The sequence below is a fragment of the Nocardiopsis sp. NPDC101807 genome, from assembly GCF_044766605.1.
Taxonomy (GTDB): domain Bacteria; phylum Actinomycetota; class Actinomycetes; order Streptosporangiales; family Streptosporangiaceae; genus Nocardiopsis; species Nocardiopsis tropica.
Genome location: NZ_JBIWMK010000008.1, coordinates 131,154 through 148,690 on the forward strand (window position 1 = coordinate 131,154; position 17,537 = coordinate 148,690).

15 protein-coding genes are annotated in these 17,537 nt (G+C 74.0%); 8 read left to right on the top strand and 7 right to left on the bottom strand.

Annotated elements, in window-relative coordinates:
* Positions 1-10: 10 nt before the first annotated feature.
* The 5 genes from ACIRPH_RS24080 to ACIRPH_RS24100 all read left to right on the top strand — a co-directional run bounded on the left by ACIRPH_RS24080 (position 11) and on the right by ACIRPH_RS24100 (position 4,800).
* The gene (locus tag ACIRPH_RS24080; protein ID WP_402918130.1) at positions 11-496 is read left to right on the top strand and encodes a DUF742 domain-containing protein; all 486 of its coding nucleotides are present in this window, start codon (positions 11-13) and stop codon (positions 494-496) included.
* On the top strand, positions 477-1,058 hold the full coding sequence (locus tag ACIRPH_RS24085; RefSeq protein WP_402918133.1) for a GTP-binding protein: 582 nt from the start codon (positions 477-479) through the stop codon (positions 1,056-1,058). The genes ACIRPH_RS24080 and ACIRPH_RS24085 overlap by 20 nt, the downstream gene beginning before the upstream one ends.
* A gap of 254 nt (positions 1,059-1,312) precedes the next feature.
* A complete protein-coding gene (locus ACIRPH_RS24090; RefSeq protein ID WP_402918135.1) occupies positions 1,313-2,326 on the top strand; it encodes an oxygenase MpaB family protein in 1,014 nt (337 codons plus the stop codon).
* A gap of 90 nt (positions 2,327-2,416) precedes the next feature.
* Entirely contained in the window at positions 2,417-3,397 is a 981-nt protein-coding gene (locus tag ACIRPH_RS24095; protein ID WP_402918138.1) for an oxygenase MpaB family protein, read from the top strand.
* The gene (locus ACIRPH_RS24100; protein ID WP_402918141.1) at positions 3,394-4,800 is read left to right on the top strand and encodes an MFS transporter; all 1,407 of its coding nucleotides are present in this window, start codon (positions 3,394-3,396) and stop codon (positions 4,798-4,800) included. The genes ACIRPH_RS24095 and ACIRPH_RS24100 overlap by 4 nt, the downstream gene beginning before the upstream one ends.
* A 48-nt stretch (positions 4,801-4,848) precedes the next feature.
* Here the strand turns inward: ACIRPH_RS24100 and ACIRPH_RS24105 are convergent, their stop codons facing one another.
* The 4 genes from ACIRPH_RS24105 to ACIRPH_RS24120 form a co-directional block, all read right to left on the bottom strand.
* Complete coding sequence (locus tag ACIRPH_RS24105) at positions 4,849-5,601, bottom strand: SDR family NAD(P)-dependent oxidoreductase (protein WP_402918144.1); 753 nt, start codon at positions 5,599-5,601, stop codon at positions 4,849-4,851.
* 92 nt (positions 5,602-5,693) lie between these two features.
* Positions 5,694-7,091: an FAD-binding protein gene (locus tag ACIRPH_RS24110; RefSeq protein ID WP_402918147.1), complete on the bottom strand. Its 1,398-nt coding sequence runs from the start codon at positions 7,089-7,091 to the stop codon at positions 5,694-5,696.
* On the bottom strand, positions 7,088-8,053 hold the full coding sequence (locus ACIRPH_RS24115; RefSeq protein ID WP_402918150.1) for a decaprenyl-phosphate phosphoribosyltransferase: 966 nt from the start codon (positions 8,051-8,053) through the stop codon (positions 7,088-7,090). Before ACIRPH_RS24115 ends, ACIRPH_RS24110 begins: the two co-directional genes overlap by 4 nt.
* Before the next feature lie 84 nt (positions 8,054-8,137).
* Positions 8,138-9,061, bottom strand: coding sequence for a DUF3068 domain-containing protein (locus ACIRPH_RS24120; protein WP_402918153.1), 924 nt, complete (start codon positions 9,059-9,061; stop codon positions 8,138-8,140).
* Positions 9,062-9,232: 171 nt separating this feature from the next.
* Between ACIRPH_RS24120 and ACIRPH_RS24125 the strand changes: the two genes are divergently transcribed.
* Entirely contained in the window at positions 9,233-10,609 is a 1,377-nt protein-coding gene (locus ACIRPH_RS24125; RefSeq protein WP_402918155.1) for an acyltransferase family protein, read from the top strand.
* A gap of 69 nt (positions 10,610-10,678) precedes the next feature.
* On the opposite strand, the gene ACIRPH_RS24130 is transcribed toward ACIRPH_RS24125, so the two are convergent.
* A complete protein-coding gene (locus tag ACIRPH_RS24130) occupies positions 10,679-12,745 on the bottom strand; it encodes a hypothetical protein (RefSeq protein ID WP_402918157.1) in 2,067 nt (688 codons plus the stop codon).
* 133 nt (positions 12,746-12,878) lie between these two features.
* On the opposite strand from ACIRPH_RS24130, the gene ACIRPH_RS24135 reads away from it, so the two are divergent.
* Together ACIRPH_RS24135 and ACIRPH_RS24140 are read left to right on the top strand one after the other, a co-directional pair.
* Positions 12,879-13,673, top strand: coding sequence for a class I SAM-dependent methyltransferase (locus ACIRPH_RS24135; protein ID WP_402918160.1), 795 nt, complete (start codon positions 12,879-12,881; stop codon positions 13,671-13,673).
* A complete protein-coding gene (locus ACIRPH_RS24140) occupies positions 13,670-14,428 on the top strand; it encodes a methyltransferase domain-containing protein (protein WP_402918163.1) in 759 nt (252 codons plus the stop codon). Before ACIRPH_RS24135 ends, ACIRPH_RS24140 begins: the two co-directional genes overlap by 4 nt.
* An 18-nt stretch (positions 14,429-14,446) precedes the next feature.
* Here the strand turns inward: ACIRPH_RS24140 and ACIRPH_RS24145 are convergent, their stop codons facing one another.
* Both ACIRPH_RS24145 and ACIRPH_RS24150 read right to left on the bottom strand, forming a co-directional pair.
* Positions 14,447-15,937: an aldehyde dehydrogenase family protein gene (locus tag ACIRPH_RS24145; protein WP_402918166.1), complete on the bottom strand. Its 1,491-nt coding sequence runs from the start codon at positions 15,935-15,937 to the stop codon at positions 14,447-14,449.
* Positions 15,938-16,094: 157 nt separating this feature from the next.
* Positions 16,095-17,360: a hemolysin family protein gene (locus ACIRPH_RS24150; RefSeq protein WP_402918169.1), complete on the bottom strand. Its 1,266-nt coding sequence runs from the start codon at positions 17,358-17,360 to the stop codon at positions 16,095-16,097.
* Positions 17,361-17,537: the final 177 nt, after the last annotated feature.

Genomic DNA, 17,537 nt, shown 5'->3' on the forward strand with positions numbered 1-17,537 from the left:
GGGGGCGGCCATGCAAGCGCACAACGAGATCCCGCACGGCGGGATACCGCAGGGCCTGCCGGGACGCGACGCGGTCGGCGGGTACGGTGCGGGTTCGCCCGGGACCCCCGGCGCCGCGGCCTCCCCGGCGGGGCCCGGGGCGCCCGGCCACCAGGACGCCGGTCCGCTCGTCCGCCCGTACGTGATCGCGCAGGGCCGCGAGCACGCGGACGCCGTGCGGCTGGACATGATCAGCGTGGTGATCGCGGCCAAGCGGGCCGAGGTCGACGAGATGGCCCTGGAACCGGAGCAGCTCCGCATCCTGGAGCTGTGCCGCCGACCGCAGTCGGTCGCCGAGGTGTCCGCGCACCTGGACATCCCGGTGGCCGTGGTCAAGGTTCTGCTGAGCGACCTCCTCAACCGCGGCCTCGCGTTGGCCCGTGCCCCCTACACAGCTAAGAGCCCGGTGAGCCGGGACGTACTCCAGGCGGTTCTCGATGGCATCCAGCGACTCTGACGACACGCAGACGATCGTCCCCTCCGCACTGAAGATCCTGGTCGCCGGGGGTTTCGGCGCCGGCAAGACCACGCTGGTCGGATCCGTCAGCGAGATCGCGCCGCTGAGCACCGAGGAGGTGATGACCGAGGCCAGCTACGGGGTCGACGACCTGTCCGGGGTGGAGTCGAAGACGACCACCACGGTGGCGCTGGACTTCGGCCGCATCACGATCAGCCCCGCCCTGGTGCTGTACCTCTTCGGGACCCCGGGCCAGGAGCGCTTCTGGTTCATGTGGGAGGAGCTGTCGGAGGGCGCGCTGGGGGCCGTCGTCATCGCCGACACCCGCCGCCTGGAGACGTGCTTCGCCTCGGTGGACTTCTTCGAGCGCCGCGGCGTGCCGTTCATCGTGGCGGTGAACTGCTTCGACGACTCCCACCCCTACGAGCCGGGCGAGGTCCGCGACGCGCTGAGCCTCGATCCCGCGATCCCGGTGGTGCTGTGCGACGCCCGCGAGCGGGAGTCGTCCAAGCAGGTCCTGCTGACGCTGGTCAACCGGGTCGCCGAGCGCATGGCGGCCTGAGGCGCGCGGACGCGGAAGGGGCGGGGGGCGGTCGTCCCCCGCCCCTTCCGCGTACCGGTCGTACGCCCTCGGCACTGATCGGGGAACGGTCCGGACACGGTTCGGGAACCGGATCGGCGCGGAGGGCTCCGGGTCCGGTGTACACACGGACCCTCCGGGTAAAGTGCGCCCCGTGGAGCGCCGTCGGGCGCTGCGCACCCGCAGACCATGGACCCGTCTCGGGCGGGCCCGCACGAAGGCGACTGGAGTACTCCATGAAGCGGTTCGAGTGGCGAGACACGATCCAGGGCCTGGACGCCGAGGCCGACTGCGAGCGCATCGTTCGCATCCTGGGCGCCCACGAGTTCCCGTGGGACCTCGAACAGGCCCTGGGCCTGGCGCTGTACCGGACCTACGCCGTCCCCAGCATCGGCGAGCTCCTCGCTCGCACCCGCGAGTTCACGGAGCGCACCCAGCACCGCTACGACGACACCGCCCTCATCCTCAACGACATCATGGAGCACGGGTTCGGCCCGGGGCGCGGCCGGGACGCGCTGCGGCGCATGAACCAGATGCACCGCTCCTACGACATCGGCAACGACGACTACCGGTACGTGCTCAGCACCTTCGTCGTGATGCCGGTGCGCTGGCTCAACGACTGGGGCTACGGCTGGCGCAGGCTGACCGACCACGAGATCGCCGCCAGCACCAACTACTACCGCAAGCTCGGCAAGCACATGGGGATCAAGGACATCCCCGGGACCTACGAGGAGTTCCGGGACCTCCTCGACTCCTACGAGCACGAGCACTTCGCCTACACCGAGGGCGGACGCGCCGTCTCCGACTCCACGCTCGGCCTGATGGCGGACTTCTACCCCGCCTGGCAGCGCCCCCTGGTGCGCCCCTTCACCAAGGCCCTCCTGGACGACCGGCTGATCAAGGCCTTCGACTACCCGGAGCCGTCGGCCGCGTGGCGCGGGCTCAGCTCGGCCGCGCTGAAGCTGCGGGCGCGCGTGGTACGGCTGATGCCGCCGCGCGAGAAGCCGCGCTGGGCCCGGGAGAGCGCGAACATCCGCAGCTACCCGGGGGGCTACGAGCCCTCCCGGATCGGCACCTTCCCCCAGGGGTGCCCGGTCCCGCACGGCATGCTCACCCAGGAGGTCGCCCCCACCGGGGCACGGGTCCCGGCACCCGGCCAGGCGGTCGCGCCGACGGGATCCGCGACAGGGACCGCCGAAGGACCGGAGGCCCCCGGCTCGGCCGAGGCCGCGGGAACCAGCGGGCAGTAGCCGTCCGGGAGTGTCCCCGCCCGCCCGCGCGCCCCCTCGCGCCCCAGGCCACCGCCCCCTCCCCCCCGCCCCCACCCGAAGGAACCTCCCTTGAAACGTTTCGACTTCCGCGACGAGATCCACCGCCTGGACGCAGAGGCCGACTGCGTGCGCATCATGCAGATCCTCAACTCCCACGAGTTCCCGTGGGACATGGGGCGCGCCCTGGGGATCGCCCTGTACCGGACCTACGCCGTCCCCAGCATCGGCGGGCTGCTCGGCAGGACGAACGAGTTCACCGGCAGCACCCAGAAGCGGTACGACGACACCGCGCTCATCCTCGGCAACATGATGCGGTACGGGTTCGGACCCGGGAAGGGACGCGACTCCCTGCGCCGCATGAACCAGATGCACCGCTCCTACGACATCGGCAACGACGACTACCGGTACGTGCTCAGCACCTTCGTCGTGATGCCGGTGCGCTGGCTCAACGACCGCGGCTACGGCTGGCGCAGGCTGACCGACCACGAGATCTCCGCGATCACGCACTACTACCGCAGGCTCGGCAAGTACATGGGGATCAAGGACATCCCCGGGACCTACGAGGAGTTCCGGGACCTCCTCGACTCCTACGAGCACGAGCACTTCGCCTACACCGAGGGCGGACGCGCCGTCTCCGACTCCACCCTCGACCTGATGGTGACGTTCTACCCGCCGCGCGTGGCCGGTCTGGCGCGCAGGTTCTCGATGGCGATCCTGGACGACTCGCTCATCGAGACCTTCCGGTACGAGCCGCCGAGCCGGGCCTGGCGCAGGTCGGCCGACCTGGTGCTGAAGCTGCGCGCCAAGGTCGTGCGCCGCATGAAGCCGCGCGAGGAGCCGCTCTGGGCGGACATGAGCCCCAACATCCGCAGCTACCCCGGGGGGTACGACGTCGACCGCATCGGCACGTTCCCGGCCGGGTGCCCGGTGGCGCACGACGTGGACCCGGTCGGCCACGCCGAGCTGTACGGCGGGAGCGGCGGGGCGGACGGCGGAGGGACCGCCTCCGGGCAGGGCCCGGCGCCCGCCTCCGCGGAAGGAAGCGCGTGACCACGGCCGTCGGCCCCGCCCCCGGCGCCGCGCCCGCCGGGGGGACCGGGGCCCTGCCCCGCTCGGTGCACGCCTGGTACGGCAGCGGCGCCGTGGCCACCGGCGTCTTCAACACGGTCCCGGGGCTGCTGCTGCTCATCTACCTGACCGACACGCTCGCGGTGGGCCCCGCCCTGGCGGGGCTGGTGGTCCTCCTGCCCAAGCTGGTCGACCTCCTGGTCAGCCCGTACATCGGTATCCGGTCGGACAGGACCCGCTCCTCCTGGGGGCCGCGCCGCCCCTGGATGCTGGCGGGCGCGCTGACCCTCCCCGTGCTGTTCGGCGCCATGTTCGCCGGCCCTCCCCTGGAGGGGAACGCCGCCGCCCTGTACGTGGCGGTCGTGTTCGTGGCCGCGGCCCTGGCGTCGTCCGTGTTCCAGGTCCCGCACGCCGCCCTGCCCGGGGAGATCACCTCCGACTACCACGAGCGGTCCACGTTCAACACGTGGCGGACCGCGTTCGTGGGGCTCGCGCTGATGCTCGGCGGGGCGCTGGCTCCGGTCCTCCAGTCGGCCCCCGGCGACGAGGTGGCGGGGTACCGGCTCATGGGCCTGGTCATGGGGTCCGTGGTGCTGGTGTCGATGCTCGGCGCCGTGATCGGCACCCGGAGGGCGCCGCGGACGGTCTTCCCGCACCGCACCGAGGGCCTCCTGGTCCAGCTGCGCGCGGCGTTCGCGCACCGGCACTTCCGCGTGCTGTTCCCCGCCAACCTGCTGATGGCGGCGGCGGGCGGCACCATGGTCGCCGGGGTCCCGTACGTGACGGCCAACGTCATGGGCGAGCCGCGGTACACGAGCGTCCTGATGGTGTGCGTCCTGGTGCCGCTGATCGCGTCGGCTCCGCTGTGGAAGCGGCTGTCCGTGCGCGTGGACAAGCGCCGTGCCGCGGGGCTCGCGGCGGCGGTGTTCGCCCTGGGCGGCCTCGGCCTGCTGCTCATCCCGGTCTGGGGCCTCCCCGGCGCGGTCCCCTCCTCCGTGCTGGTGGGCGTGGGCCTGTCCGGCACGACCCTGCTGCCGTGGTCGATGCTGGCCGACTGCATGGCGGACACGCACGGCTCGGGACGGCGCCAGAGCGGCGTGCTGTCGGGCGTGTGGACCTCCGGGGAGGCGATGGCGCAGGCGGTCGGGACGGGCCTGCTGTCGCTGGTCCTGGCGCTGAGCGGCTACGTGGAGTCGGGCGCGGGCGAGGCGGTGCGCCAGAGCGACGAGGCGCTGCGCGGCATGCTGGTCGGCAGCACCCTGGTGCCCGCCGCGGTCATGCTGTGCTGCCTGGTCCCGCTGGCGTTCTACCGGTTGACCGCCGACAGCGCCGGTGCGGCCCGGGACGAGGCCCGGCCCGAGGCGCCGGCCCCGTCCGGCTCCTGACCCGGGGCGCTCCCGACCGGCCCCCGCCGGGAGCGCGCCTCCCCGGGCTCAGCGCCCCAGGCGCCGCCACAGCGGGCGGGGCAGCAGCCGCATCCCCGTGAAGAGCGGCCGGAGCACGCGCGGCGCCCACACGGTGGTCGCCCCCGAGCGCAGCCCGGAGGCCACCGCCTCCGCCACCTGGCCCGGCGTGGCCGGGAACGGGGCGGGGGCCACGTGGGCGGACATACGGGTGGGCACGTATCCCGGCCGCACCACCAGCACCCGCGCGCCGGACCCGTGCAGGGAGTCGGCGAGCCCCTGGGCGAAGCCGTCCAGACCGGCCTTGGCCGACCCGTACACGTAGTTGAACCTGCGGACCCGCACCCCGGCGACGGAGGACAGGACCACCAGGGCGCCGTGCCCCTGCTCGCGCAGGCGGGCCGCGACGGCCAGCCCCGCGGAGACGTGCCCCGTGTAGTTCACGGCGGCGGCCCGGGCCGCGGAGGCAGGGTCGGCCTCGTACGCCGCCTGGTCCCCCAGCACGCCGAACGCGTCCACGACCACGTCCAGGTCGCCGACCAGGCCGACGGCCTCCGCGACCGTGCCCGTGTGGGCGTCGGGGTCGCCGGCGTCGAACTCCACCGAGTGCACGGAGGCGCCGAGCTCCGTGAGCGCGCCCGGCGGGGGCTCCGCCCCGCCGCGAGCGGCCAGCACCACCTCCCGGGCGCCGTCGCGGACCAGCCGCTCGACGATGGCGAGGCCGATCTCGCTGCGTCCGCCGAGCAGCAGCACGGTGCGTACCCGTCCCACCGAGTCGCGCATGGGTTCCCTCCGGTCGTGTGGGGTGTCGTGGTGTGCGGGGAGGCGTCCGGGGTCCGCGCGGTCCCGCGCCGGGCCCGGCCCCGGGCCGGCGGTCAGACGAGCCGCAGGCGGCGGGCGAGGTCGGAGACGAGCACGCCCCCGGGGTCGGCCCGGTCCCGTACTCTCCGCCAGGCGGGCAGCTCCGGGTACATCGCGTGCACGGTCTCGGCGCGCGCCCTGCCGTCCTTGGCCAGGTACAGGCGGCCTCCGGCCTCCAGCAGCCTCTCGTCGAGGGCGTCGAGCAGGCGGCCGAGGCCGGGCAGGTCGGCGGGCAGGTCCACGGCGAGGGTCCATCCCGGCCGGGGGAAGGACAGCGGGCCCGGGGTGGGCTCCCCCATGCGCTTGAGGACCGTCAGGAACGACGGGGCGCCCGCCCGGGCGAGCCGTTCCATGACGGCGGCGAGGGTGTCCTCCGCCCCGAACGGGACGACGAACTGGTACTGCACCAGCCCGCGCGGACCGTACATGCGGTTCCATCCCCGCACCGCGTCGAGCGGGTGGAAGAACCCGGCGAGCGGCTGCGCCTCGCCGCGCCTGCGGCGGGGCGCGGCGCGGAGGTAGGCGGCGTTGAAGGCCCCCACCGTCCACCGGTTGAGCAGCCCCGGCGGCGCCCAGGGCGGCGCGGCCAGGAGCGTGCCCGGCCGGTGCCTCAGCGGCTCGCGCCGGAGCGGGGAGGGAAGGTCGCCGATCCGCGCGTGGTCGGCCCGGGTGAACACGCCCCGGCCCATCGCGCCGCCCGCGGCCAGCAGGTCGACCCAGCAGACCGAGTAGCGGCGGTCGGCTCCCGGGCGCGACATCAGCTCCAGGGTGGCGTCGAGTCCGGCGGTCCGGTCGGTGTCCACCCTCATGTACGCCGTCTCGACCGGGAACACGGCCAGTGTGACCTCGGTGACCACGCCGGTCAGTCCCATGCCGCCGACAGTCGCCCAGAACAGGTCGGACCCGTCGCCCTCCGGCCCCAGCTCGTGTGCCCTCCCGTCGGGGGTCACCAGGGTCAGCGCGCGCACGTGGGCGCCGATCGAGGAGTCGGCGTGGTGGTTCTTGCCGTGGACGTCGGCGGCGACCGCACCGCCCAGCGTGACCTGGCCGGTCCCCGGGACCACGGGGACGAAGTACCCGCGCCGGAGGAGGTGCGCCACGAGCCCGCCGAGGGTGGTCCCCGCCGGGGCGGCGGCCTCGCCGCGCGCGGTGTCGAGCCGGACCGGGCCGGTCAGCGCGGCGCAGTCCAGGACCAGCCCGCCGGCGGCCTGCGCGGCGTCGCCGTAGGAGCGGCCCAGCCCCCGGGCGAGGGCTCCGCGCGCCCCGGCCCGCGCGAGCGCCTCGGCGACCTGTTCGGCGGTGCGCGGCCGCACCACGTGCGCGGCGGTGGGGGCGGTGCGGCCCCAGCCGGTGAGGAGGGCGGGGCGCGTCCCGCCGCGGGCGGGCGCACGGTCCGGCGGCGGTGGTCTCACAGGTGGATCCCCAGTCCGACGAGGACGGCGAGCGACACGAGGGTCACCTGGAGGGGGCGGTCGCGCAGGGCGATCTCCTCGGGTTCCTCCCCGGCTCCCCGGTCCACGAGCAGGTTGTAGCGCAGGACGAACATGATGAACGGAACGATACTCACCGCGTGGAACACGGGCTGCGACGCGTCGCCCCGCTCCAGGGCCCAGAGGCAGTAGGTGACGATCATCGCCGCCGACGCCATGGTGCGGGTCTGGGCCAGGTAGGTGACCGTGTACCCGCGCAGGGTCTCCCGCACCGGCGCGGCCGCCGGCGCGCCCGCGTCGCGGAACGCCCGCAGCTCGGCCTCGCGCTTGCCGACCACGACGAGCAGCGCGGCCAGCGACACCACGATGACGAACCAGGAGGTCAGCGGCACGGCGACCGCGGCCCCGCCCGCGGCGGCGCGCAGCACGTGGCAGGCGGCGACCACGACCAGGTCGCAGACCACCACGTCCTTGAGGCGGCGGGTGTAGGCCAGGGTGAGCAGGACGTATCCGGTGACCAGGCCCGTCAGGAGCGGATCGCCCAGGGCCAGGGAGGCCAGCGGGGCCGCCGCGCCCAGGACGGCGCCGGCCGTGACGGCGACGGGGACCGGGAGGGCGCCCGAGGCGACGGGCCGGTGGCGCTTGCTCGCGTGCGCGCGGTCGCGGTCGGCGTCGTGGACGTCGTTGAGCAGATAGGTGCCGCTGGCGGCCGCGCAGAACAGCGCGAACACCGCGGCGCAGGTCAGCAGCGCGTCGGGGCTCCCCAGGGCCCCGGCCGCGCCGGGGGCCGCCAGGACCAGGAGGTTCTTGAGCCACTGCCGGGGCCTGCAGGCACGGACCAGGGCACGGGCCGTCCTCCGGAGGCCCCGCGGGCTCCCCGGGACGCCCGGGCCTCCGGGCGTGCCGCCTCCCGCGCGCCCGGTCCGCTCCGCGCTCTGCGTCACCGGCGCCCCGGCTCCGGGACGGGCGCACCGGCGCACCCTGGGGGGCACGCCGGTGAGGGCCGGGGGCGGAGAGGGGGGCGGGGGTCAGTTGTGGTGGTCACTGCGGCGGCCTGAGACGTACAGGACGACGGCGATGCCCACGAAGCCGACGCCGACGACGAGGAAGGCGATGGGGAGGGTGGTGTGCAGCAGCGGCAGCATGGTACGGCCCTGCTCGGAGTTGGCGACGGCGTTGCGGACCGACTCGTCGTCGAAGACGAGCTCGGCGTCCAGCAGGGTCAGGACCTCCTCGCCGTCCACGACGACGACGCGGTTCTGGTCCTCGCTGACCTTGAGGGGCGACCCGGTGGTGGGCTCGATCCAGTAGGTGCGGGTGATGGAGAAGACCTCGTCCCCGGTGACGTCCCCGTCGCCCTCCAGGCCGGCGACCGAGCGCGGCAGGGTGCGCTCGTCGATGACGGTCGGCTCGACGGTCTGGACGAACCGGTAGGCCTCGACGCCCTCGACCGCCTCGACCCCCTGGAACTCCATGGGGACGACCTCCTGGACGGTGGTCTCGTAGAAGTCGTAGTCCCGCTGCTCGGTGAAGAACGGGAACTTCCAGGCCTGCCCGCTCTGGACGACGGACTCCTCGTTGACCATGGAGTCGCAGCAGTCGACTGCCTCGCCGGTGACGCGGTCGTGTCCGGCGCGGCGGCTGGTGGAGCTGATGCCGAAGTCGGTATCGGCGTCCTTCAGCCAGGTGAACTGGTCCCACACCACGATCTCGTCGGTGCTGGAGGCCACGTCCGCGCGGATCGTCGCGTGGGCCTCGAGGGTGGCGTCCTCGACGAGCTCCACGTCCTCGATGTTGAAGTAGGTGGCGCCTTCGGCGACGTTGACTGTCTCGCTGTAGTAGTCCAGGGGAGTCTTCATCAGGGAGCTCGACATCCACGTGCGCATCATGGGTGCGGCGGCGAGAAAGAAGACTCCAAACGCGATGAGAACGACCGCAACGGTACGGCGCATGTGCCCTCCTGGGCGGATGAGAGTCCAGTTCTGAAACTGCGTCTAGTGGAACTAGGTCCAGTTCCGGGTAGAGTACTGCCCAGTAGTGAACGACGTCACCAGGGCGTGTCTGAATTTTTATAACACGTTCTAGTGAAGCGTGTTTCAATGCTCTCCCGTTCTGGAAGGCCCATGGCGCCCACTCCCTCCGCGCCCGAGGACCCCACCGGCGCCCCCACCGGCAGCCCCTCCGAAGGCGACCTCCCCGGCTCCCCCTCCACCGGCACGCGGCCCTCCCCGCGGGACCCCGGCCGCGCCCTGCTCCTGCCCCAGGTCGACGGACGCCACGAGACCCTCGACGGCATCCGCGCCGCGGCCGCCCTGATGGTCCTGGTCTTCCACGTCGCGACGGAGACCGGCGACTCCCTCGCCCCGGGCGTCCTGGGCGGGCTGGTGTCCGCGTTCGACCTCGCCGTGCCCCTGTTCTTCACGCTCTCCGGCGTGCTGCTGTACCGGCCCTGGGCGCGCGCCGCCCTGGACGGGACGCGGGGCCCCCGCGCCCGCCCCTACCTGTGGCGCCGGGTCGTGCGCGTGTTCCCCGCCTACTGGGTCGTGGCGGTGACGGCGCTGCTCCTCTACTCCCGGGAGGAGCTCGGCTCGCCCTCCTACTGGGCCCAGGTCCTGACCCTGGCCTTCCCCTTCGACACCGACCCGCCGTGGGTGGGGACCGGCCCCTACGGCCTCGGCCAGATGTGGAGCCTGTCGGTCGAGGTGTGCTTCTACCTGCTGCTGCCCCTGTTCGCCCTGCTCCTGGCACTGTGGGCGAAGGGCGGGAGGACCGTGGACGCCCGCGGCCGGCGACTCCTCGCCGGGCTCGCCGCCATGGGGGTGCTCGCCCTGGCCGCCCTGGTGCCGCAGTTCTATCCCGAACCCCGCGAGTACATGCACGCCTGGCTGCCGCGCGCGCTCGGCCTGTTCGCCGCCGGGATGGCGCTGGCCGTGCTGGCGGAGTGGGCGTGGCGCGAGCCCGGCGCCGACGGGCCGGTGCGCCGCTTCTGCCGCACGGTGGCCGCGTCCCCCGGAGTGTGCTGGCTGGTGGCGGGCGGCTTCCTCGCCCTGACCGCCACCGAGGCCACCGGCGGGCGCTTCATCGGCTCGGGCGACATCTGGACCTCCGCGGCGGCGTCCCTGGCCGGGGCGGGCTTCGCGTTCTTCGTCGTGGCCCCGGCGGCCCTGGCCCCCCGCCCCACCGCCCCGCCCGTCCCCCTCCGCCGGGCCGCGGCCTGGCGGGACGGCCGCTGGCTGGACTCGCTGCTGCGGCACCGGGTGTGCCAGTTCCTCGCCCGGATCTCCTACGGCGTGTTCCTGTGGCAGTTCGTCGTCCTGTACCTGTGGCGCGACTTCACCGGACAGGAGATCTTCACGGGGTCGTTCTGGCTGGACATGGTGCCGGTGACGGCGGGGACGGTCCTTCTGGCCGCGGCGACCTTCCACTGGGTGGAGGAGCCGAGCCGGCGCTGGTCCCGGAGGACCCGGGACCCGGCCCGGCGGAAGCGGTCCCGGCGCTGACCCGGCGGCGCGCCGTCCGCGGCCGTGCCCCACGGGCGCGCGGGCCCGGAAGGACGCGGAGGAGACCGCTCAGTCCGCCTCCGCGCCGCCGCCGGTGCGGTCGTCCTCCTCGGGGGCCCAGGGGTTGCCCTCGACCGCGGGGGCCATACCTCCCACGGACACCCAGCTCAGGCACAGCCCGCCGCGGTCGGCGGGGTCCTCCGGCACGAACACCGACAGCTGCTCGCCGGGCGCCCCCGCCGGGACGTACCGTGTCCCGTTCTCCTCCGCGGCGGGCAGCTCCACCTCGATCCAGTCGTCCCCCAGGGCGACCACCACCGGCACGTCCTCCTCCGCCGTGTAGCCGAGGGTGACGATCTGGGCGGGGCCGCCGTGGACCCGCACCGGCCACGACATGAGCCCCTCCCAGGGCTCCAGGCAGCGGTCCCCTCCCCCGGGGCCGAAGACGTAGCTGCTGTCGGACGGCCTCGCCGGGACCAGGTAGCCCGCGTCGTTGAACACGTACGCGGCACCGGACTCCTCCGGCTCGACCATCCGCCCGGCGACGTCGGGCTCGGCCAGCGGCGGCAGCACCCAGGAGCTCAGGCGGCGCTGGCCGTTCCACTCCAGCACGACGTCCTCCGGGACGGGGCGCGCGTACAGGCCGCCCTCCTCGGGGACCTCCCGCAGGGAGGCCCGGACCGTGTCCAGGTACCACTGGAGGCGGTCGCCGCCGAGCGTTCCCGCGTAGGCGTGCGTGGACCACACCGCCGACGCCGTGTACGCCAGCGTCGCCAGCACGGCGGCGGCCCGGGCGGCCCGCCGGGGACGCACGCGGTAGGCGCCGACCGCGGCGCCGGCGCGCTCCCCCGCGCCGCCCGTCAGCGCCCGTGCGCGCTCCTCACGCGTCGGCAGGAAGGCCAGCGCCAGGCAGAGCGCGAACACCGGGGCCGCGTCGGCCACGTAGCGGGGGTCGGCGGCGGCCACGTCCTGGAACCTGCCGCGCGCGATGACGGTCGGGACGATGTCGACGACGACCAGGTAGCCGAGCAGGAGCGCCCAGGCACGCCACGCCCGGCGCCGCAGCCACAGGCTCGACAGCACGATCACCGCGAACACCGCCCAGGCCCCCAGCACCACGGGCCCCGACGGGTCGACGAGCCCGCCCGTGGGGGTGACCGGCCCCCACTCCGGCGGGCCGCCCAGGGCGCCGACCGGGAAGACCTCCGTGAGGAGCCCGCGCAGCATGGCCAGGGCGGGTTCGCTCTCGGGGACGCCCGCTCCCTCGCCGCCCCCGCTCGCACGCATCCGTGTCAGGTAGAACACCGCGTACCCGGCGAAGAGGGCGCCCATCGCCGTCCACAGGGGGCGGTGCACCACCCAGGCCCTGCGGACCGCGACGAGCGGGGCGCCCGGGTACAGGAAGGCCGCGGCCACCGCGAACAGCACGGGGGGCAGGAACATCGCCTTGACCGTGAAGAGCATGCCGAACACGACCGCGCCCGACGCCCACCAGGCGAACCGGGCGTCGCCGGTGCGCAGGTGGCGCACGGTCCACAGCGCGGCGAGCACCAGCGCGAGCTGGAAGGGCACGGCGTTGAGCGCCGCCGACCACCACCCGAGGACGGGGACGGTCAGCGGGGCCAGCGCGTACACGGTCAGGGGGACGAGGAGGGCCCGGCGGCGGCCGAACAGCTCCCACAGCAGGCGGAAGAACCCCAGCAGGGCGGCGGCCTGGAACGCGAGCATGCTGCCCGCGCTGACCCACCACTCGTACGGCCAGAACGTGGTCTGGAGGTACACGAGGAACAGGGCTCCCGGCATCAGGTGCCCCTTGTGGAGGGTGAGGAGGTAGTCCGGGCCCAGGTCGCTCGCGTACGCGGAGGCGAAGAAGAGGTAGTCGTCCTCCACGAAGTAGGACTGCGTGAGCACGTACAGCTTGAGGCCGACCGCCGCCGCGACGACCAGCAGCCCCGACAGGACCAGCCGGTCGCGCGCGAGGCGGCCCAGGACGGCGAGGAGGGCGGGGGCCGGGCCGCCCCGGCCGGGCCCCTCCCCGCCGGGGCCCCCGGCCGGGCGGCGCCCCCCGGTCGTCCCGCCGGGCTCCTGCGCCTCCGCGCCGTCGTGTCCACTCGCCGTGGGGGGAACAGGCGGCATCGGTCGTCTCCCGCCGTAGGTTGGCCAACCCGGAAAATGGGTGCCAGAATACAACACGTTCCACTTTCTTCCTTGACCTCGGACGCAGCTCTCTAAGACCTGGAAGTCCAGAACAGGAACATGATGCAGAACCATGTTCCGGCGGGGTCGTGACACCGTGGAGGTGATGTCGGTGGGGCTCGAACAGGTCCGCCGTGACTGGACCCGGCTGGGTTCCGCCGAACCGCTGTGGGCGGTGTGCGTGGACCCGGACAAACGCGACGGCGGGTGGGACGACGACGAGTTCCTCGCCTCGGGACGGGCCGAGGTCGACCCGGCGGTCGCCCGCCTGGACGAGCTGGGCATCCGCCCCGGGGGCGGCCGGGTCCTGGACTTCGGCTGCGGCGCCGGACGGCTGTCCAACGCGCTGGCCGCGCACTTCGACGAGGTCGTGGGGGTGGACATCTCCGCGCCGATGCTGGAGGAGGCCCGCCGCCTGGACCGCTCGGGGGGACGGATCGCGTTCACGCTGAACGAGCGGGCCGACCTGTCCCTGTTCGGCGACGACTCGTTCGACCTGGTGTACACCGACCTCGTCCTCCAGCACCTGCCGACCGCGCTGGCCGAGGGCTACGTGCGCGAGTTCGCCCGCGTGCTGCGCCCCGGCGGCGTGATGGTGCTGGGCGTGCCCGAGACCGAGCGCCGCACCTTCAAGGGGATGGTGTTCCGGTACGCGCCGTGGCCCCTGGTCGCGCTGGCGCAGAGGGTGGTGCTGCGCTACCCGGCGCCGATGCGGATGCACACCCTGCGCACCGGGCGGATCGCCGAGCTGGTGCCCGGCGGCCGGATCGCGGCCTCGGACGAGTACTGGGGAGGCGACCACTGGCGGCACCTGCGCCACTTCGTCGTGCTGGACGGGGCAGCACCGGCCGGAGGGGGATCCGCGTGACCCCCGCAGCCCGCGACGACGGGACCGTGCCCTTCCGCGCCACCCTGGGCCGTTCGGTCGCCCTGTTCTCCGCGTTCCGCAGGGAGCAGTCCGATCCGGCCTTCTTCTACGGCACTCTGGCCCGCGACACCGTCGCCCAGCTGCGCTCCTACACACCCCTGGACGGCCGCCTCGTCGTGGACGTGGGGGGCGGCCCCGGCTACTTCGCCGACGAGCTCCGCTCCGCCGGGGCGCGCTGCCTCTGCGTGGACTCCGACGCCGGGGAGATGACGCTGCACGGCCGCGAGGCCGACGCGCACGGCGTCCAGGGCAGCGCCCTGGACCTGCCGCTGCGCACGGGTTCGGTGGACGTGTGCTTCTCCTCCAACGTCCTGGAGCACGTGCCCGACCGCGTGCGGATGGCCGACGAGATGGTGCGGGTGACCAGGCCCGGCGGGCTGGTCTACCTGTCGTACACGCTGTGGCTGTCCCCCTGGGGCGGGCACGAGACCTCCCCGTGGCACTACCTGGGGGGACCGTACGCCGCGGAGCGGTTCGCCCGGCGCAACGGGCGCCGGCCCAAGAACGACTTCGGCCGCAGCATGTACGCGGCGTACGCCGGGGAGATGCTGCGCTGGGCGCGCGGGCGGACCGACGTGGACGCGGTGGACGTCCGTCCCCGCTACCTGCCGACGTGGACGAAGCCGGTCGTGCACGTGCCCTTCCTGCGCGAGGTCGTCACCTGGAACCTGCTGCTGGTGCTGCGCAAGCGCTGACGCGGCCCTTCCGCCCCCTCAGCGCCCGCCGGAGCCGAACGGCAGGGTGCGGGGGACGTGCTGGACGCTGACCCAGTGGTCGGTCGTGAACGCCTCGATCGCCCACTCGCCGCCGAACCGCCCGTGACCGGAGTGCTCCTCCCCGCCGAACGCCGTGTTGGCCTCGTCGTTGAGGGTGGAGTCGTTGAGGTGCGTCATGCCCGCCCGCAGCCGCCGGGCGAACCGCACCCCCTTCTCCGCGTCACGGGTGTGGACGGCGCTGGAGAGCCCGTACTCGGTGTCGTTGGCGATGCGGAGCGCGTCCTCCTCCTCCGTCGCCCGGATGACCGTGGCGACCGGTCCGAACACCTCCTCGGCGGCGCACGGGGCGTGGTTGCCCGCGAGCAGCAGGTAGGGCGGCAGGACCCTTCCCGCCGGTCCGCCCGGCTCGCCGGACAGCAGCAGCTGCGCGCCGACCTCGACCGACCGGTCGACCAGGTCGCGGATGCCCTCGGCCTGGTCGTCGTCGATGACGGGGCCGATCTGGGTCGCGGGGTCGCCCGGGTCCCCGACCCGCAGTGCGCGTACGCGCGCGGCGATCCGGTCGACCAGCTCGTCGTGGACGCCGGTGGTGGCGATGATCCGGTTCGTGGCCATGCAGATCTGGCCCTGGTGGTAGTAGGAGCCGAACACCGCGGCGTCGGCCGCCAGGTCGAGGTCCGCGTCGTCCAGCACGACGAGGGGGCTGTTGCCGCCGAGTTCGAGCGTGCGCCTCTTGAGCGGGATCAGCCGGGAGATGTGGCGGCCCACGTCGGTCGAGCCGGTGAAGGAGACCATCCGCGAGGAGTCGTGCGTGGCGAGCGCGTCGCCGATCTGCCCGCCCTTGCCGAGGACCACGTTGAGGACGCCGGGGGGCAGCCCCGCCTCCTCGTAGACGCGGGCGAGGAGGAGGCCCCCGGTGACGGGCGTGTTCTCGGCCGGCTTGAGGACGACGGTGTTGCCGAGGGCGACGGCCGGCGCGACGGAGCGGTGGGAGAGCTGCAACGGGAAGTTCCAGGGGCTGATCACGGTGACGACGCCCAGGGGCTCGCGGTAGACGCGGTTCTCCTTCCCCGGGGTGATCCCGGGCAGGATGCGGCCCTCGACCCGGGTGGGGTAGGAGGCGGCCTCGGCCATGCCGCTGCGGACCAGGTCGATCTCGAACTCGGCGCGGTCGCGGACGGCCCCGGCCTCGCGGACGAGCCACCCGGCCACCTCGGCGCGGCGCGCGTCGAGGATGCGGAGCGCACGGCGGAACACCTCGGCCCGCTCGTAGGCGGGCGTCGCGGCCCAGACCGGCCAGGCCCGCTCCGCCGCCCGGTAGGCGAGGTCGACGTCGCCGGCGTCGGCCAGGTGGACCTCCGCGAGGACCGTGTCGTCGTAGGGGTCCACGTCGTGGTGGACCTCGCCGGAGGAACCGTGGCGCCACTCGCCTCCGATGGTCATCCGGTCCAGTCCCGTGTAGGGGGTGGGTGTCTGGTCGGCGTGCATCGGGCTCCCCCTGGTGTCGGCGTCACTCTCCGCCACCGTGCCCCGGAAGCGCCCCTCCGGCAAAGGGGCTTGCCGTTCCTTGGCGAAGTGTTCAGGGAGACGGGGGCGTTCGGGGCCCGTGCGCCCGCGCCGCCGCCCGGGCGTCGCCGGACGGCGGTCAGTCGTCGGGGACGAGCAGCAGCTCGCCGACGACCCGGCCGTCGGCCTCGGTGACCGTGGCCGTCCACCCGCCCAGGTCGACGCTCTCCCCCGGGCCCTCCGGGATGTGGCCGAGCACGACCAGGACCATCCCGGCGACGGTGACGTAGCTGCCCTCCGGGGGCGAGGTGAGGACGACGCCGAGGTCGTCCAGCTCGTGGACGGGGTAGGCGCCGGGCACGCGGAGGGCTCCGCCGGCGACTCTGGTGGGAACGCGCTCGTCGGCGTCGGTCTCGTCGTAGATCTCGCCGACGACCTCCTCGAGCAGGTCCTCCAGGCTGACGATGCCGTCGACCGCCCCGCTCTCGCCGATCACCACCGCCATCTGCTGCCGTTCGCCGGTCATCCGGCGGAGCGCCTGCGACACGGACAGGGAGTCCGGCAGCAGCAGCGGCTCGCGTGCGAGGGAGCCCGCGTCCCCCTCGCCCCGCAGCAGGTCCGACCAGTGCACGACGCCGACGACGTCGTCCACGTCCCCCTCGGTGACCACGGGCGCCCGCGAGCGGCCGCGCTCGGCGAGGAGCAGGGCGGCCTCGCCGGCGGGCAGGGAGGCGGGGACGGTGTCCACGTCGCGCCGGGGCACCAGGACCTGGCGTAGCGTGCGGCCGGTGATCTCGAACGCGCCGGAGAGGATCGTCCGCTGTTCGGGGGTCATGTCGCCCTGGGCCGAGATCAACTCCCGCAGCTCCTCCTCGGAGACCTCCTCCTTGTCGGCCCCGGGGTCCGCCCCGCCCAGGCGCACCACCAGGTCGGTGGAGACGCTGAGCAGCCACACGGCGGGCCGCGAGAGGGCGGCGAGGGCGTTGAGCGGCCTGGCGACGAGGAGTGCCCAGGGCTCGGCCCGCTGCATCGCGATGCGCTTGGGCGCGAGCTCGCCCAGGACCAGGGTGACGAAGGTCAGCACGACGGTCACCAGGACGACGGAGACCGGGGAGGCGTAGGAGCCGAGGAAGCCGAGCGGCTCGACCAGCGGGCGGGCCAGGGACACCGCGGCCGTGGCCGAGGCGAGGAAACCGGCCAGGGTGATGCCGATCTGGATCGTGGCCAGGAACCGGTTGGGGTCGCGGGCCAGCCTCGCGACCGCCCGGCCCCCGGGGCCGCTCGCCTCCAGCCTCCTGAGCTGCCCCTCCCGCAGCGTGATCAGCGCGATCTCGCTGCCGGCGAAGACGGCGTTCACGACGACCAGGACCAGCACGAGGCCGATCTGGGCCTCGTAGCCCTCCATGTGGGTCTCCCCCGCGGTTCTGTCGGAAGCGGTGCCGCGGCCGGACCGGGCCGAGGTGATGGCATCGTTCCCGGAATCCCCTCCACCACACCTGTCGCACCAGGCGCACCGGTCCCCCTCTGGCCGCACCCGCCCCACGTGTCCACAAACGGCCAGAACCTCGCACCGGTCCGCCGC

Excerpts from the sequence above, each read along its gene's own strand:
- ACIRPH_RS24145 (WP_402918166.1), bottom strand. The coding sequence starts at position 15,937 with ATGCACGCCGACCAGACACCCACCCCCTACACGGGACTGGACCGGATG.
- ACIRPH_RS24090 (WP_402918135.1), top strand. The coding sequence starts at position 1,313 with ATGAAGCGGTTCGAGTGGCGAGACACGATCCAGGGCCTGGACGCCGAG.
- ACIRPH_RS24125 (WP_402918155.1), top strand. The coding sequence starts at position 9,233 with ATGGCGCCCACTCCCTCCGCGCCCGAGGACCCCACCGGCGCCCCCACC.
- ACIRPH_RS24130 (WP_402918157.1), bottom strand. The coding sequence starts at position 12,745 with ATGCCGCCTGTTCCCCCCACGGCGAGTGGACACGACGGCGCGGAGGCG.
- ACIRPH_RS24085 (WP_402918133.1), top strand. The coding sequence starts at position 477 with ATGGCATCCAGCGACTCTGACGACACGCAGACGATCGTCCCCTCCGCA.
- ACIRPH_RS24135 (WP_402918160.1), top strand. The coding sequence starts at position 12,879 with ATGTTCCGGCGGGGTCGTGACACCGTGGAGGTGATGTCGGTGGGGCTC.
- ACIRPH_RS24105 (WP_402918144.1), bottom strand. The coding sequence starts at position 5,601 with ATGCGCGACTCGGTGGGACGGGTACGCACCGTGCTGCTGCTCGGCGGA.
- ACIRPH_RS24150 (WP_402918169.1), bottom strand. The coding sequence starts at position 17,360 with ATGGAGGGCTACGAGGCCCAGATCGGCCTCGTGCTGGTCCTGGTCGTC.
- ACIRPH_RS24120 (WP_402918153.1), bottom strand. The coding sequence starts at position 9,061 with ATGCGCCGTACCGTTGCGGTCGTTCTCATCGCGTTTGGAGTCTTCTTT.
- ACIRPH_RS24080 (WP_402918130.1), top strand. The coding sequence starts at position 11 with ATGCAAGCGCACAACGAGATCCCGCACGGCGGGATACCGCAGGGCCTG.